This window comes from Arthrobacter rhamnosi, assembly GCF_054510975.1.
This window is the reverse complement of the sequence record NZ_JBTNDN010000002.1, coordinates 736,512-751,268: the sequence shown is the minus strand read 5'-3', so window position 1 is coordinate 751,268 and position 14,757 is coordinate 736,512. Positions and strand designations below refer to the sequence as shown.

The 14,757-nt window shown below is 69.6% G+C and carries 9 protein-coding genes, 1 tRNA gene and 1 other RNA gene; 7 read left to right on the top strand and 4 right to left on the bottom strand.

Annotated elements, in window-relative coordinates; all coding sequences use genetic code 11:
- The first annotated feature begins 15 nt into the window (after window positions 1–15).
- Window positions 16–948 (top strand): oxygenase MpaB family protein, encoded by a 933-nt coding sequence (locus ACX80J_RS07890; protein ID WP_459347371.1) that lies wholly within the window; start codon window positions 16–18, stop codon window positions 946–948.
- A 62-nt stretch (window positions 949–1,010) separates the two neighbouring features.
- On the opposite strand, the gene ACX80J_RS07885 is transcribed toward ACX80J_RS07890, so the two are convergent.
- Window positions 1,011–1,095 (bottom strand) — tRNA-Ser (locus ACX80J_RS07885).
- A 112-nt stretch (window positions 1,096–1,207) separates the two neighbouring features.
- Here ACX80J_RS07885 and ffs point away from each other — a divergent pair.
- The 4 genes from ffs to recR all read left to right on the top strand — a co-directional run bounded on the left by ffs (window position 1,208) and on the right by recR (window position 6,749).
- An RNA gene (gene ffs / locus ACX80J_RS07880) (signal recognition particle sRNA small type) lies at window positions 1,208–1,303 on the top strand.
- Window positions 1,304–1,333: 30 nt separating this feature from the next.
- Window positions 1,334–2,287: a tRNA glutamyl-Q(34) synthetase GluQRS gene (gene gluQRS / locus ACX80J_RS07875; protein ID WP_459347370.1), complete on the top strand. Its 954-nt coding sequence runs from the start codon at window positions 1,334–1,336 to the stop codon at window positions 2,285–2,287.
- Window positions 2,284–5,967: a DNA polymerase III subunit gamma and tau gene (locus tag ACX80J_RS07870; RefSeq protein WP_459347369.1), complete on the top strand. Its 3,684-nt coding sequence runs from the start codon at window positions 2,284–2,286 to the stop codon at window positions 5,965–5,967. The genes gluQRS and ACX80J_RS07870 overlap by 4 nt, the downstream gene beginning before the upstream one ends.
- A gap of 185 nt (window positions 5,968–6,152) precedes the next feature.
- Window positions 6,153–6,749, top strand: coding sequence for a recombination mediator RecR (gene recR / locus ACX80J_RS07865; RefSeq protein WP_459345880.1), 597 nt, complete (start codon window positions 6,153–6,155; stop codon window positions 6,747–6,749).
- 56 nt (window positions 6,750–6,805) lie between these two features.
- Here the strand turns inward: recR and ACX80J_RS07860 are convergent, their stop codons facing one another.
- Window positions 6,806–7,942, bottom strand: coding sequence for an ABC transporter permease (locus tag ACX80J_RS07860; RefSeq protein WP_459347368.1), 1,137 nt, complete (start codon window positions 7,940–7,942; stop codon window positions 6,806–6,808).
- Window positions 7,939–8,871, bottom strand: a complete 933-nt coding sequence (locus ACX80J_RS07855; RefSeq protein WP_459347367.1) for an ABC transporter ATP-binding protein — start codon at window positions 8,869–8,871, stop codon at window positions 7,939–7,941. Before ACX80J_RS07855 ends, ACX80J_RS07860 begins: the two co-directional genes overlap by 4 nt.
- A 230-nt stretch (window positions 8,872–9,101) precedes the next feature.
- On the opposite strand from ACX80J_RS07855, the gene ACX80J_RS07850 reads away from it, so the two are divergent.
- Window positions 9,102–10,391, top strand: coding sequence for an aspartate kinase (locus tag ACX80J_RS07850; protein WP_459347366.1), 1,290 nt, complete (start codon window positions 9,102–9,104; stop codon window positions 10,389–10,391).
- A 69-nt stretch (window positions 10,392–10,460) separates the two neighbouring features.
- On the opposite strand, the gene ACX80J_RS07845 is transcribed toward ACX80J_RS07850, so the two are convergent.
- The gene (locus tag ACX80J_RS07845) at window positions 10,461–13,622 is read right to left on the bottom strand and encodes a S8 family serine peptidase (protein WP_459347365.1); all 3,162 of its coding nucleotides are present in this window, start codon (window positions 13,620–13,622) and stop codon (window positions 10,461–10,463) included.
- Window positions 13,623–13,840: 218 nt separating this feature from the next.
- Here ACX80J_RS07845 and ACX80J_RS07840 point away from each other — a divergent pair, with 218 nt between their 5' ends.
- Window positions 13,841–14,725 carry a 3-methyladenine DNA glycosylase gene (locus ACX80J_RS07840; RefSeq protein WP_459345875.1) on the top strand — a complete coding sequence of 295 codons (885 nt, stop codon included), beginning with the start codon at window positions 13,841–13,843 and terminating at the stop codon, window positions 14,723–14,725.
- The last annotated feature ends 32 nt before the right edge of the window (window positions 14,726–14,757 follow it).

Genomic DNA, 14,757 nt, shown 5'->3' with positions numbered 1-14,757 from the left:
AGAATGGGTCACCGTATGGGAATCATCGGCACGTGGAAGACACAGCTCCGGACCACCTTCACGGACGGTGATCCCGCCATCCCCCAGTGGCAGTTCGAGTTCGAGAAGGGCGATGACGCTGGCTATTTCCCGGTCGGCTCGGCCGTCTGGACCGTGCACAGCTCCATGACGCCGACGGTGGCCGGCATCCGTGCCCTGCTGCTCCAGGCCCTGCATCCCGGAGCCATGGCCGGGGTGCATGCCCACTCGAGCTTCCGGGAGGAGCCGCTCGGCCGGCTCGCCAACACCATCCGCTGGATCTTCACGGTCACGTACGGCTCCAGGGTCGCGGCGCAGGAGGGCTCGGCTTTCGTGCAGCGGCTGCACACGAGGGTGCACGGCACCTACGTCGACAGCCGGGGTGAGGAGAAACCCTATTCCGCGGCCGACCCCGACCTCATCCGCTGGGTGCACCTCGCGTTCACCGATGCGTTCGTGGCTGCCCATGCCTCCTACGGCGGACCGATTCCGGGTGGAGTGGACCAGTACGTGGCCGAGTGGGCGCAGGCCGGGGAGCTGATGGGGCTGGAGGACCCGCCGCGCTCCGAGGCCGAACTGCGGTCCCAGCTCGCGGCGTTCGACGGCGAGCTCACGACCAGCGACCAGGTACGGGAGGCCCTGACCTACATCCGCCGTCCGCCGCTCCCGTGGTCCCAGCGCCTCGGGTACCAGGTGCTGTTCGCCGGGGCCGTGGCGACGCTCGAACCCAGTCACCGCGAGATGCTCGGCCTGAGGGTGCCGTCCCTCGGACCGATTGCCCTGCCCCTCCGGAGCGCGGTGCGGCTGGTGCTCGGGATGATCCGGCTGGGCCTCGGACCCGAGGGGCCGGCCGAGGCGGCCGCGAAGCGGCGCATCCGCCGCGTGACGGGAGCTGCGGCCGACGGCACGTCCGGGGTGGCCTCCGCTTAGGCGTCCGCTTAAACAGCAGGACCCCGGCCGGAGCCGGGGTCCTGCTGTCTGTAGCAACAAGGCGGAGGATGGGGGATTTGAACCCCCGAGGGCGTTAACCCAACACGCGTTCCAGGCGTGCGCCATAGGCCGCTAGGCGAATCCTCCTCATTTGGAGCAGATACCAGAATACCCATACAAGCGGATACTGCCGAATCGTGTCCTTTCGGGGCGGTTCCCGCCGATTCGAAAGCGGCCCATCCGACTGTGTAGACTATTTCCCGGCCCCTCATGTGGTGTCATCCTGTGAACTCCCCCAGGACCGGAAGGTAGCAAGGGTAAGCGGGCTCTGGCAGGTGCATGGGGGGTCTTCACTTTAAGGGCGCACTCAGTGGGAGGTCGGAAGGTGGCACACCAGGGCGCCGGCCGGTTCGCTCCCAGCCCGTCGGGGCAACTGCATATCGGGAACCTCCGCACCGCCGTCCTCGCCTGGCTGTTCGCCCGCTCCACGGGCCGGGACTTCCTGATCCGCATCGAGGACCTGGACCGCGTCCGTGCCGGTGCCGAGGCCGACCAGCTGGCCGAACTCGCCGCTCTGGGGATCCGCTCCGATGCACCCGTCATCCGCCAGAGCGAGCAGGGCCACCGCTACGCGCATGCCCTCGACGACCTCCTTCACCGCGGCCTGGTCTACGAGTGCTTCTGCACACGTCGGGACGTGGCCGAAGCGGCAAGCGCGCCCCACGTCCGGCCCGGTTTCTACCCGGGCACCTGCCGCCGCCTGAGTGAGACCGAACGCGTCCTGCTGCGCGTGCAGCGACGTCCGGCGCTGCGCCTGAAGTCCGGCGTGGAGTCCTGGAGCGTCGAGGACCTGCTGGCGGGCCGCGTCTCCGCGCCGGTCGACGACTTCGTACTCCGGAGGAACGACGGCGTCATCGCCTACAACCTCGCGGTCGTCGTCGACGACGCCGCGCAGGGCATCGACCAGGTGGTGCGGGGGAACGACCTGCTCGATTCCGCCCCACGGCAGTCCTACCTCGCCTCGCTGCTCGGCCTGCCGGTCCCCGTCTACGCCCACGTTCCCCTCGCGGTCTCGCAGGAGGGGCGCCGCTTGGCAAAACGGGACGGCGCTGTGACACTGGAGGACCTTGCCCGGCTGGGCTGGGCGCCGCCTGCGGTGCTGGACGTCATCCTGGCCTCCCTCGGCCTTCCTGGCGGGTCGCTCGAGGCAGCCCTGGCCGTGTTCGATCCCGGCCGGATGCCCCGTGAGCCGTGGGTGGTGGACCCGTCAGCACTGTTCCCTCCGTCGCCTGCACCGGCATGCAAACCGTCAGTACCAACCGATAAGGTTTCTTCGTGAGTACAGCCCTTTACCGCCGCTACCGTCCCGAGACCTTCGCGGACGTCATCGGTCAGGAGCATGTCACCGAACCCCTGATGGCGGCCATCGACAAGGACCGCATCAACCACGCCTACCTGTTCTCCGGCCCGCGTGGCTGCGGCAAGACGACCTCCGCCCGCATCCTCGCCCGATGCCTCAACTGTGCCCAGGGCCCCACCTCCACGCCGTGCGGCACCTGCGACAGCTGCGTCGAACTGGCGCGCAACGGGTCGGGCAGCCTCGACGTCATCGAGATCGACGCCGCCAGCCACGGCGGTGTCGACGACGCCCGCGACCTCCGCGAACGCGCGACCTTCGCCCCGGTGCGTGACCGCTTCAAGATCTTCATCATCGACGAGGCGCACATGGTCACGTCGGCGGGTTTCAACGCGCTGCTGAAGATCGTCGAGGAACCGCCCGAGCACATCCTCTTCATCTTCGCGACCACGGAGCCGGACAAGGTCATCGGCACCATCCGCTCGCGCACGCACCACTACCCCTTCCGGCTGGTCCCGCCGGAGCCGCTTCTGGCGTACCTCGAGCTGCTCTGCCACCAGGAGAACGTGCCGGTGGCGCCCGGCGTGCTCTCGCTCGTGATCCGGGCCGGGGGCGGCTCGGTCCGTGACTCCCTCTCGGTCCTCGACCAGCTGATGGCCGGGGCCGGTGAGAACGGGCTCGACTACGAACTCGCCGTCTCGCTCCTCGGCTACACCCACGCGACGCTCCTCGACGACGTCGTCGAGTCGGTGGCCGCCGGCGACGCCGCGACCGTCTTCAATGCCGTCGACCGCGTCATCCAGACGGGCCACGATCCCCGCCGCTTCGTCGAGGACCTCCTCGAACGGTTCCGGGACCTGATCGTCATCAACGCCGTGCCGGAAGGCGCCGCGTCCATCCTCCGCGGCGTGCCCGACGACCAGCTCAACCGCATGCGCACCCAGGCGAACCAGCTCGGCGCCGGTGAACTCTCCCGGGCGGCCGACGTCACCAACACCGCGCTGACCGAGATGACGGGAGCCACCTCCCCGCGCCTGCACCTCGAACTGCTGTGCGCACGGCTCCTGCTGCCTGCGGCGGACGCCACCGCGCGTGGCACCCTGGCCCGCGTGGACCGCATCGAGCGACGCCTCGAGTACGCCGCCGGCGCTCCGGCGGCGGAGGTGGACGACGCACCGAAAGCACCAGCACGCACACGACTCGACGGCGTACCCCGGACCGCTGAGGAAGCCGCCGCCCGCTGGTCGCTTCCCCCTGCGGAGCCGGCAGCGGAAGCCCCTGCGGTTCCGGCTGCTGTGCCTGGCGTCCCCTCCCCCGCGGCACCGGCCGCCTCCCGCGTCCAGCCCTCCTCCGGCACGCCCGTCCGGGACTCGTCCCCCGACTGGGGCGGCAGCTGGGGTGTGTCCACGGACTCGGCGTTCTCCGACCCGGTGCCGTCGCAGCCGTCCGAGCAGCCCTCACAGCAGCCGTCCGGGCAGCCGGCAGCAGCCGGCCCGGCGAGCCCCGCGGGGCAGGCCCCGCCGGCAGCGGACGTTCCCGCGACGGAGCGCCCGCAGGCGAGCCCGCAAGAATCCCCCCGTCCCGGATCCACGGCTCCGTTCGGCCAGCAGGGTCCGCCGGTGCAGTCCACGACGGCTACACCTCAGCAACGGCAGCCGGTGGTGCAACAGCCGATGGCGCAGGGGCAGCAGCCCGCAGCGCCCGCAGCAGGACGGCGACCGGACCAGGACGACGCCCCACAGCAGGGACCACTGCAGGGCGGCCAGGGGCAGCAGGAGGTCCGTCGGCCCGACACAGCCCAGCAGGGCCGGCCCGCTGCCTCTGGGGGCAACGTCGAGATGGTTCGCCGGGCATGGCCGGAGATCATGGACGAGGTCGCCCGGATCAAGCGGGCCACCTGGCTCATCGTCAACGTGTCTGCCAAGCCGCGATCGTTCGAGGGCAATCAACTGGTCCTGGCCTTCGCCAACCAGGGCAACGCCATCGGGTTCCAGCGCGGGCCCCACGTGGACAACCTGAAGCAGGCCATCCACAAGGTCCTGGGCCTCACGTGTTCCATCGAGGCGGTCCACGACGCCGGCGGGGCGGGTGAGTCGGGCCCAAAAGTACCGGCCAGCCAGACGGCCCCGGGTAGCACCCCGGGCCCTGATTCCTCGGCGCCCTCGGCACTCCGCGGCGGCTCGCCGATGGGTTCCCCCGGTTCTCCGCAGCCTCCGGAAGGCAGAGGTCCTGCAGGCCAGCCAGGCCCTACGGCTGCCCCTGGCAGGAACCCCGACGCCCAGCCGGGCCCTCGGCCCAGCACGCATTCCGACGGCCAGCCCGGTAGTCAGCCCGGCGGTTCCGCTGCAGCCCTCGGCGCCGATGCCGGTGGGCCGGCCGGCCCCGCTGTGTCCGCAACCGCCGGCGTCCGGCAGCCGGTAGTCAGCCCCGCCGGGGACACCGGTGCCTCCGCCCTGCCGGGAGCAGCTACACCTGGGCCGGGTCGAATGCCCGTCATCGCTGGACCCCGTGCCACCGGGCCTGATGTCCAGGCACCTGCCGGCACGCCCGGTTCCTCCGGGTCCGACGGCCCGGTCCCTGCCCGCACGCCGGGCCCCCAGCGGTCGCGCGGCGGCAGCCATCCGGCAGGAACACCTGCGCCGACTTCGGACCCCTCGGACGGCCCTTCCGGCGGGCGCCGACTGCAGGGATCCCGCTCTGCAGCGCCGGCCATCGGGAAGCCCCGTAGTGCCGGCGGAGCCCCTGCAGCCGGCGACCCGACGACCGAAGCGGTCAGCGCCTGGGATCCGTCGATGTCGGATGACTCATGGGCGCTCGTCGAGCCGCCGGAAGAGGCCTTCGACCCGGGTCCCGGCTGGAACGCAGTACCGGAGGATCCCTATGAGCGCCGGAACTCGGGCGCACAGGGAACACCAGTCCCTCCGGCCGGCGGTCCAGCATCTGATCGGGCCGGTGGAGCCGTTCCGACAGCTTGGGCGCCCCGGCGCTCCGGCCAGCAGGTGCCGGCACCCTCCACTGGAGCAACGGCCGGCCCCTCCGTTCGGCCTGAACGAACGCCTGAACGAACGCCTGGCCGAACGCCTGACCGGACGTCCGTCCCCCGTTCAGCACCCGCGCCCGTCCGCACTCCCACGCAGACGGCCGTGTCCCAGGGTCCCGGACCCGCGGTCCTGCCGCAGGTTCCAGAGCCCGACGCGTCCCGGTCGGTGGTGTGGAGCCCCGCCATCGGGTCGGTGCCCTCCGCCCCGGAAGCCGGCACGGTTCCGTCCCCGACACGTCCAGCAGGTCCAACAGGTCCAACACTCGGCGTCGGCGGGAGCGGATCGCCGGTGGCTCCTGCCGGTCCGGGGAGCACTACGGGTCCTCGCTCCGGCAGCCCGGCACCTGCCGGGCCCGGCGTGCTTGCGCCGGATCGCCCCGCATCAGCCGAGAATGTCCGGCAGAAGCCCGTCAGCCGTTACCAGCAGCTTCTCGACGAGGCCGAACGGAAGCGGGCCGAGGAGGCTGCTGCTGCCCGGGGAACCGCCGATCTCCGTTTCGTCGAGGACGAGCCCAGCGCCGACGACGAAACCATCGAGGAGTCCGGGCTGGTCGGCCGCAGGGCGATCGAGCGCATCCTCAATGGGCGCCTGATCGAGGAACGAAGCCTCGACGGCCAGTGACCTCCCTGCCCGGACGGGCAGTCAGGCGGGCAACGCTGAGGGCTTAACCGCCGCGCTGCGCGGCGACCGATCCGCGGCTCGGTAGGGCGGACAATGGAGGGGACACTCCCTGCCACCGCGCCGGAGAAGTAGGGCGGCCGGCTGTATCGCCGGCACCATCACCTGAGAGTAGAAGAGGGACCACCGTGTACGAAGGCGCAGTGCAGGAGCTGATCGATGAGCTCGGGCGCCTGCCCGGCGTGGGTCCGAAATCGGCCCAGCGCCTCGCGTTCCACATCCTGGAGGCGGACGGGGACGACATGAAGCGCCTCGTCACGGCCATCACCACGGTCAAGGAACGCGTCAAGTTCTGCACCATCTGCGGGAACGTGGCGGAGCAGGAGAAGTGCGCGATCTGCCGCGACCCTCGCCGCGATCCGACCATGATCTGCGTCGTCGAGGAGTCCAAGGACGTGATCGCCGTCGAACGGACGCGGTCCTTCCGCGGCAGGTACCACGTCCTCGGAGGTGCGATCAATCCGATCGCCGGGGTGGGACCGGACCAGCTGCGTATCCGGGAGCTGCTCGCCCGGCTCTCGGACGAGCAGATCCAGGAGATCATCATCGCCACGGACCCCAACCTCGAGGGTGAGGCGACGGCGACCTACCTGGTGCGGATGCTCAAGACCATCGGCATCCCGGTCACCCGCCTCGCCTCCGGCCTCCCTGTGGGCGGGGACCTCGAATACGCCGACGAGGTGACCCTCGGCCGCGCCTTCGAGGGCCGCCGCGCCATGTCCTGATCACGCCCTGTCCCGATCGCAGATTGCACGGGGTAGACGAGGACGATCTCGAGGAGCTAGGCGATGCGCGTCCCCTGCGCGAGGCGCCTCGCCGGCATCGTGAGCCTGCGCCGGGCGACCACCAGCAGCCCGGCCGCGAGCACCAGCTGGATCCCCAGCCCGAGGGGCCAGATCGGCGTCTCCTGGGGCAGCGGCCGAAGGGACTCGGCGAGCTCCTCGCAGGTCTGGTCGAGATCGGGTCCGGCCTGCGCCGACCGCACACCCTGACTGATCGACTCCATGACGCCCGGGACGTAGTAGGGGCCATCTCCGGCGAGCGGATCCGGCCCGGTGCCCTCCGGTAGACCCTCAGTGCGGTAGGGCACGGCGTCGGCGACCACCACGAACGGGTTTGCGGCGAGCAGCCAGGCGATGTACTCCGTGTGCGGGATCATGCCCTGGCTCGTCTGCGTGACGCATTCCATCTCGGCATCCTCCCGGGGACCGCCGGTGTTGTCGAGACTACTTTCGGTGTAGGTGTAGTACGACGTCGTCATGGTTCGTTCCTCCATCACCAGCGTGGTGCTCAGCCCGAAGACGATGACGGTGCCGATGGCCAGCAGCGCCACCAGCATGTAGGTGCTCACGATCGAGAACAGCGGCCGGTTGGCGATCCCCGAGACGCCGACGCCGAGCGCGCAGACGACGCCCAGTTCGACCGCGAGCATCAGGAGGGAGACGAATGCTTCCTGCGCGTTGACGCCACCGAGCGCCAGGGCCCAGAAGATGAAGGGGCTGCTGAGCACGAGGAAGGCCAGCGATCCCACCCAGGATGCCAGCCACTTGCCGGCCAGGAGCTGGGAGGGACTCACGAGGGTCACCTGCAGGATGGCCAGGGTGCCGCCGGCGCGGTCACCGTTGATGGCGTTGGCCGACAGTCCCGGGGCCACGAGGAGGCCGAAGAGCAGGACGAAGCCGACGACGAGGTCGAAGAGGATGCCGCCCTCATTGGCGGTGGTTCCCAGCAGGGACGTACCGAGCACGAAGATGAAGCCGATCACCACGAACCAGATGCCGAGCATCCAGTACCAGCCCCTGCCACGCAGGCGCTGCCTCATCTCGAGGGAGAACACCGTGCGGACGGCTGACCAGAAGGGCAGCGTGGTGGCGGCACGGACGGGGTGCGGGGTCGATGGTTCGGTTGCGGTACTCATCGCCGGTCCGTATCCAGGCTCATGTAGGTCTCCTCGAGGGCACCGCCGGCGGGTGCGAAGGCGGTGACGACGACGTCGCCCGTCACCAGGGTGCGCAGCAGCCAGGCCGCCTCGGCAGTGCTGCCCAGCTGGACGAGGAACTCCTCGCGCCGGGAGTCCCCGCGTCTCTCGAAGCGGACCCCGTAGCTCTCGAGCGCCGCGGCGAGCGCCGACATCGGCTGCGCCTGGACGTAGTAGCGGCGCACCTGGCTGCCTGCCTCGTCGAGCGTCTGGGTCTTGACCGACTGCCCCCGGCTGACGAAGACGGCACGGTCCGCGATCTCGTCCAGCTCGGACAGGACATGGCTGGACACGACGACGGTCTTGCCGTCGGCCGCGAGGGACCGCAGGAGTGAGCGCAGTTCCACGCGGGACCCCGGGTCGAGTCCGGAGGCGGGTTCATCCAGCAGCAGGACCTGCGGGTCGTGGATCAGGGATCGCGCCAGGCTGAGCCGTTGCTGCTGTCCGCGCGAGAGCACGCGGGCCGGCTGGCGGCCGAACTCGGCGAGGTTCACGGCGACCAGCAGCTCGTCGGCGCGGCGCGTACGGTCCGCCGCGCTCATCCCGTACAGGGCACCGAGCGTCGTCAGCACCTCGAAGGCCGTCAGCGACTCCCACATGCCGAGCGTGTCCGGCATCCAGCCGACCCGGCTCCTCACCTCCCCCGGCTGCGTGACGGGATCGAACCCTGCCACGCGCACGGTGCCGGAATCGGGGGCCAGGAGGCTCGCCAGGATCAGCAGCAGAGTGGTCTTGCCGGAGCCGTTGGGACCGATCAGGGCGGTCACCTCCCCGGGCGGAGCCTCGAAATCGATATCCCGGACGGCCTGCACCGAGCCGAAGCTCCGGGCGACTCCCTCGACAACGATCCCCCCGAATTCGTCGGTCATGCTATGAGGGTATGCGACGAATGCCCGCTCGGACCCCGCGGAGCACGAGGTATTCGCGCAGGGGACGCTGTTCTTATTCGGACCCAGACTTTGGGCGGGCAATTGCCGCGCCGCTACACTGGCACGGGCGCGGATCCCGGTTCCATGTTCCCGAGGCGCCGGTGTCGTCGCCCGCCAACAACCAGCGCGGTGGGTTCCACCGCCGTCCTCCTTCATCAGTGAGCGAGTGCATGAGCCTCATAGTCCAGAAATTCGGCGGATCATCGGTCGCCGACGCCGAGGGCATCAAGCGCGTGGCGCAGCGCGTCGTCGACACGCAGGCGGCCGGCCACCACGTGGTGGTCGTCGTCTCCGCGATGGGTGACAGTACCGACGAGCTGCTGGACCTCGCCGCCCAGGTGAGTCCGGCGTCCTCCGATGCCCGCGAGATGGACATGCTCCTCAGCGCGGGCGAGCGCATCTCGATGGCCCTGCTCGCCATGGCCATCCACGGCATCGGAGCGTCGGCGCAGTCCTTCACCGGCAGCCAGGCCGGCATGATCACCGACGCCATCCACGGCAAGGCCCGCATCATCGACGTCTCACCGCACCGCATCCGGACCGCCATCGAAAAGGGCGACATCGCCATCGTGGCCGGATTCCAGGGCATGAGCCGCGACAGCAACGACATCACGACCCTCGGCCGGGGCGGCTCGGACACCACCGCCGTCGCGCTCGCGGCGGCACTCGACGCCGACGTCTGCGAGATCTACACCGACGTCGACGGGGTCTACACGGCCGACCCCCGGGTCGTCCCGTCGGCGCAGAAGATCGACACCATCTCGAGCGAGGAGATGCTCGAGATGGCCGCATCGGGTGCCAAGATCCTGCACCTTCGCTGCGTCGAGTACGCGCGGCGCTTCGGGGTCCCCCTCCACGTCCGCTCCTCCTTCAGCCATAACGAGGGCACCTGGGTCCTGCCCAGCCCCGACGACCAGATCAAGATTCAAGAGGGAGAACCCTTGGAACAGCCCATCATCTCCGGTGTCGCGCACGACCGCTCCGAAGCGAAGGTCACCGTCGTCGGCGTGCCCGACATCCCCGGGAAGGCCGCGGAGATCTTCGGCATCGTCGCGGGCACCAACACGAACATCGACATGATCGTCCAGAACGTCTCGACGCATGGTTCCGGACGCACGGACATCTCCTTCACCCTGCCGATCGTCGACGGAGCCGAGGCCCTCGCCGCGCTCGGAGAGGCGCAGGACCGTGTCGGCTTCGAGAGCGTCGAATACAACGAGACGATCGGCAAGCTCTCCCTGATCGGCGCCGGCATGCGGTCGAACCCGGGTGTCTCCTACCGCTTCTTCCGGGCCCTGTCCGACGCCGGGGTGAACATCGACATGATCTCGACATCGGAGATCCGCATCTCCGTGGTGACGGGGGCCGACCTCCTCGACACCGCGGTCCGCGCCGTGCATGCGGCCTTCGAGCTCGACGGCGACACCACGGCGACCGTGTACGCCGGCACGGGGCGCTAGCCTCCCCTCCAGAGAACGAGAAAGGCCGGTGGATGATCCACCGGCCTTTCTCGTGTCCGTCAAGTACTGCTACTTGTCCCCGGTGGGGGTGATGGCTTCGCGCGGCCCCCTCAGGAGCTTGGCCGCCGGGTCGACGGCCGGGAGCTGGGCCACGGCCTCGCCCTCCCCGTCGACGACGACCGTCACGTAGGTCACGGCGGAGGACCCCGCGTAGGTCACCCGTCCCACGTAGGAGCCGGGGGTGAGGCCGGTCCAGGCGAGGGTCACGGCACCCGTGCTGCCGTTCGCGAGGACGAGCGGATTGGGTGTCAGCGTCGCGTTGTTCTCGCCGCTCTTCAGGATCACAGCATCGATGGTGCCGGTGGTGGGCGCGTTGTCGGTGCTGGCGTACAGGTTCGCGATGATGCGGTAGGTGCCAGCTGCCGGGTTCGGGATCGTGATGGTTTCACTGGCATCGGCCGTTGCCACCTGGGTCACGGTGCCGTTCGGCCTGACCACGGCCATGTCGAAGTCCGCGGACGGATCGTCCGACAGCACCGAGAACTTGGCCACGGAAGTACCCGCGGGCACCGTGACGGACTTGGAGGCATTGGATGCGTTGTCGGTGTCCTCGTAGTCGCCCGGCACTAGGCTGATCGCCGTCGAGTCCGCCTTCGAGAGGCCCTCGAGCGTCATCTGGATCGGGCTGTTCGTGCCCGAGGTGACGTCGAAGCTGCCGCTTCCGTCGGGTCCGGCGGAGGAGAAGGCCACCTCGTTCGGCGCGTTGACGGCCTGGGGGCGGACAGCCACCGGGGAGGTGACCTTCTTGCCCTGGCCGGACCAGGTCAGTGAACCGGCGGCGAACTGACCGAACGGTGCGCCCTGGTTCTCGAAGGAGACCTTGAACGTGCGGGTCTCTCCCGGTGCGCTGAAGTTCAGGACCGACGGCGTGACGGTCACCTTCACTCCGGGCACGCTGGCAGTCGCGCGGTAGAGCCCGGGCGTCACGGCGGTGACCGTGCGGGTCACCTCGATACGGCCGGTCAGGTTGCCGAGCCCGAACGACGGGACGTTGGTGTCCTTCGCGGCGACGGGCTCGATGCCGTCGATACCCAACTCGACGCCGGTGCCCTCGATGAAGCGCAGGTAGTCGTCGATGTCCTGGTCGTAGACCAGTCCGGGGCTGAGGACGCCGGCCGGATTGATGTGTCCCGCGCCCACGGCGAGGACGTCGGTCTCGACGGCGCCGGTGGCGGTCTTCAGCGGGTAGGCCGTGGTCATCATCGCGGATTTCACGGTCGCCGGGGACCAGGCGGGGTTCTTGCCGAGTACCAGGGCGGCGAGGCCGGCGACGTGCGGCGACGCCATCGACGTTCCGGACAGGAAGCCGAACTGCTCACCGTGCGAGCCGACGGTGGAGACGCCGGCGAGGACGGCGACACCCGGAGCCGTGACGTCCGGCTTCAGGAGGTCGGAGTCGGTCGCGAGCAGCGGGCCGCGCGAGGAGAAGCCTGCGACCTGGGGCGCGGGAGGCAGGGGCTTGCCCGTGGTGTCCTTGGGCTGCAGGGCGACGGTGAGTGCCGGGTTGGCCGCGACCTTCGCCTTGAGCTCGAGAGCCTCGGGGGCGTTGACGTGCACCGTGGGAACCGCGTGCTGGTCCGTGTCCGTCGAGGAGTCGACGAGGTTCACCAGGATCATGCCGACACCCCCGCCGCGTGCGACCTCGGCGCTCTTGGCGGTGCGGTCGACGACGCCGCGGTCGCAGACCACGATCTTGCCGGCGACCTTTGCGGGATCGAGCGTGTTGGGACCACAGAGGTTCGGGTTCGCCGCGCCTGCTGCTGCAGCATCGACGGCGAGGACTACAGGGCTGGCCGGGACGCCATCTCGCATGATCGAGGCGCCACGGTACTTGGTGCCGTCGGAGAATTCGGCGGTCCCCTGCAGTTCGTAGCTGAACGTGCTGGCGGCGACCGTCGTCATCCACGGAGCGCCGTGGTTGACGGTGCTGGCCGTGGGGCCGGAGTTGCCGGCCGAGGCTGCGACGAAGATTCCTGCGGACGTGGCCGAGAGGAAGGCGAGGGACACGGGGTCCGTCGTCGTCGTCGTGCTGCCCGAGATCGAGAAGTTGAGGACGTCGACGCCGTCGAGGATGGCCTGGTTGATGGCCGCGATGGCGGCGGAGTTGTAGCAGCCGCCCGTATTGGGATTGGTGTCTTCCCAGCAGATCTTGTAGACGGAGACCTTGGCGGCAGGAGCGACGCCGGAGGAGACGCCGAAGCTGCGGCCGTCGACGGTCTGGGTCACGCCGGAGTTGCCCGCGGCGGTGCTCGCCGTGTGCGTGCCGTGGTTGTCGATGTCCACCGGGGAGAGGACTTCCTCGGGAGCGCGATCCTCTGCCGGAACGCTCGCGAGGAACGCGTCGGCGAAGTACCGGGCCGAGAGGACCTTGGAGTTGCAGAGGCTTCCGTCGAAGTCCTCGCCGACCTGGCATTCGCCGGTGAAGGTGGAGCCATCGGATTTGAGCATCGCGATGTCGCCCGCGGCGTCGAGGTAGGGCACTCCGACCTTGGGCTTCGCATTGCCCTTGAGCGGTTTGACGGGGTCGCCCGCGAGGAACGGGTTGTCCGGCGCGTACCCGGTGTCGATCACGCCGACGACCGTTCCCGCGCCCGCGTTCTTCTCTCCGCCGAACTGGGTCTTCCAGGCGCCCTTGTTGCCGCCCAGGCCGAGGAAGTCGATGCTCGAGTAGTCGGGGGCGTTCTCGACGTCCGGAGCGACGAGGAGGACGTCGTCGCTCTTCGCGAGCTGGACGGCCTGGTCGGCACTGAGGTCCGCGGCGAAACCGTTGAGCGCCGCCGTGTAGGTGCGCTTGATCTCGACGTTCTCCTCGGCGGCGACCTCCTGCTGCTTGGTCTCGAGGAACTCCGAGTACTTCTTGACGTTGTCGGCTGCGGCGTCGAGCTTGCGGCCCTGCTCGGGTTTGGTCGGCGCGATGCCCTGCACGCCGCCCTCGTAGGTGGCCAGCGGCTTGTCGGCGAGCACCACGATGTACTTGCCGGCCGGGTACTGCGCCGGGTCCAACTCCTTGGCAGGGGCTTTCTGCGGCGTCACCGAACCGGACTGGGCGGGCGCTGCGAAGGCAGCAGGCGCCACGGCCGTCGATGTCACCAGTAGCGGCAGACCCAGGACGATGGCCGCGGCAGCGCGCGCGGCGCCGCTCCCCCGTCCGGCTTTACTCCGTTGTTTCATAGGAAGGTAGTGCCTCTCGTGAAAGTGCGGGCCGGCCAAGGCCGTTCCCCCGGTGCCGTGCTCTCCTGGCTAGGACCCCAGCCTGTGATGATGGCCACAGACGCCACGGCGAGCACAAACTTACCCCAGGCAACTCACGACGCCCACAGGATCCAGCGTGTCCCGCGCACAATTTCCACGCGGTATTTACCAATCCACCCCCCGGTGATAATGGCAGGATGACCGACGTCCTCCTGCCCCGCCTGCAGGCGGTCGAATGGCAGGATCGTGAACGGCGGCACCAGGACCGCGCCGCCCGCTTCGCGGAGCCCTACCTCGACCGCCGGTCCCGCGGCTCCCGGCACCCCGTCGAGGACTTCCTCTTCACCTACTACAACCAGAAGCCGGGCCAGCTCCTGCGCTGGCACCCGGGAGCCGGTGTGGTGCTGACGGGAGCGGCGGCGGCGGCGCGTGCCACCTGGAAGTACTACACGGCGGACGACGACGGCGTGCAGGTGGATGTACGCCGGTTCACGGCGGAGCGGCGCGAGGCGGTCGACTTCGCCCGGCTGATCCTCGCCCGGACGGCAGCACGGCCGGCGCAGTTCGGCTGCTTCGGGCTCCACGAGTGGGCCATGGCCTACCGGTCGGCGGTACACGGCGTGCGGCACGACTACCTCCGGCTCCGGCTGGGTACCGCGGGCACGGACGACGTCGTCGAGCAGTCCCGCATCCGCTGCACCCACTTCGACGCCTTCCGTTTCTACGCGCCGGAAGCCGTGCCCCTCAACGAGCATGCGCCCACGCGGGAGACGCAGCGCGACCTCGAGCAGCCGGGCTGCCTGCACGCCAACATGGATCTCTACAAGTGGGCGTACAAACTCACCCCCCTCCTGCCGAGCGAACTGGTGATGGACTGCTTCGAGCTCTCGTGGCGGATCCGCACCATGGACATGAGGGCGTCGCCGTACGACCTCTCGGACTGGGGATACACGCCCATCGCGATCGAGACGGCCGAGGGCAAGGCCGAGTACGTCCGCCTGCAGCGCGGCTTCGCCGAGGAATCTCAGGCGCTCCGGGCGCGGCTGCTCGACCACCTCGAGAGGGCGCTCGGCGGGTCGTGACGGTGCGGGTCCGGACCGGGACGCTCCGCCGT

Bases quoted from the DNA above. Each gene is read 5' to 3' on its own strand.
- ACX80J_RS07845 (WP_459347365.1), bottom strand. From the start codon at position 13,622: ATGAAACAACGGAGTAAAGCCGGACGGGGGAGCGGCGCCGCGCGCGCT.
- ACX80J_RS07855 (WP_459347367.1), bottom strand. From the start codon at position 8,871: ATGACCGACGAATTCGGGGGGATCGTTGTCGAGGGAGTCGCCCGGAGC.
- ACX80J_RS07860 (WP_459347368.1), bottom strand. From the start codon at position 7,942: ATGAGTACCGCAACCGAACCATCGACCCCGCACCCCGTCCGTGCCGCC.
- ACX80J_RS07890 (WP_459347371.1), top strand. From the start codon at position 16: ATGGGAATCATCGGCACGTGGAAGACACAGCTCCGGACCACCTTCACG.
- ACX80J_RS07840 (WP_459345875.1), top strand. From the start codon at position 13,841: ATGACCGACGTCCTCCTGCCCCGCCTGCAGGCGGTCGAATGGCAGGAT.
- ACX80J_RS07850 (WP_459347366.1), top strand. From the start codon at position 9,102: ATGAGCCTCATAGTCCAGAAATTCGGCGGATCATCGGTCGCCGACGCC.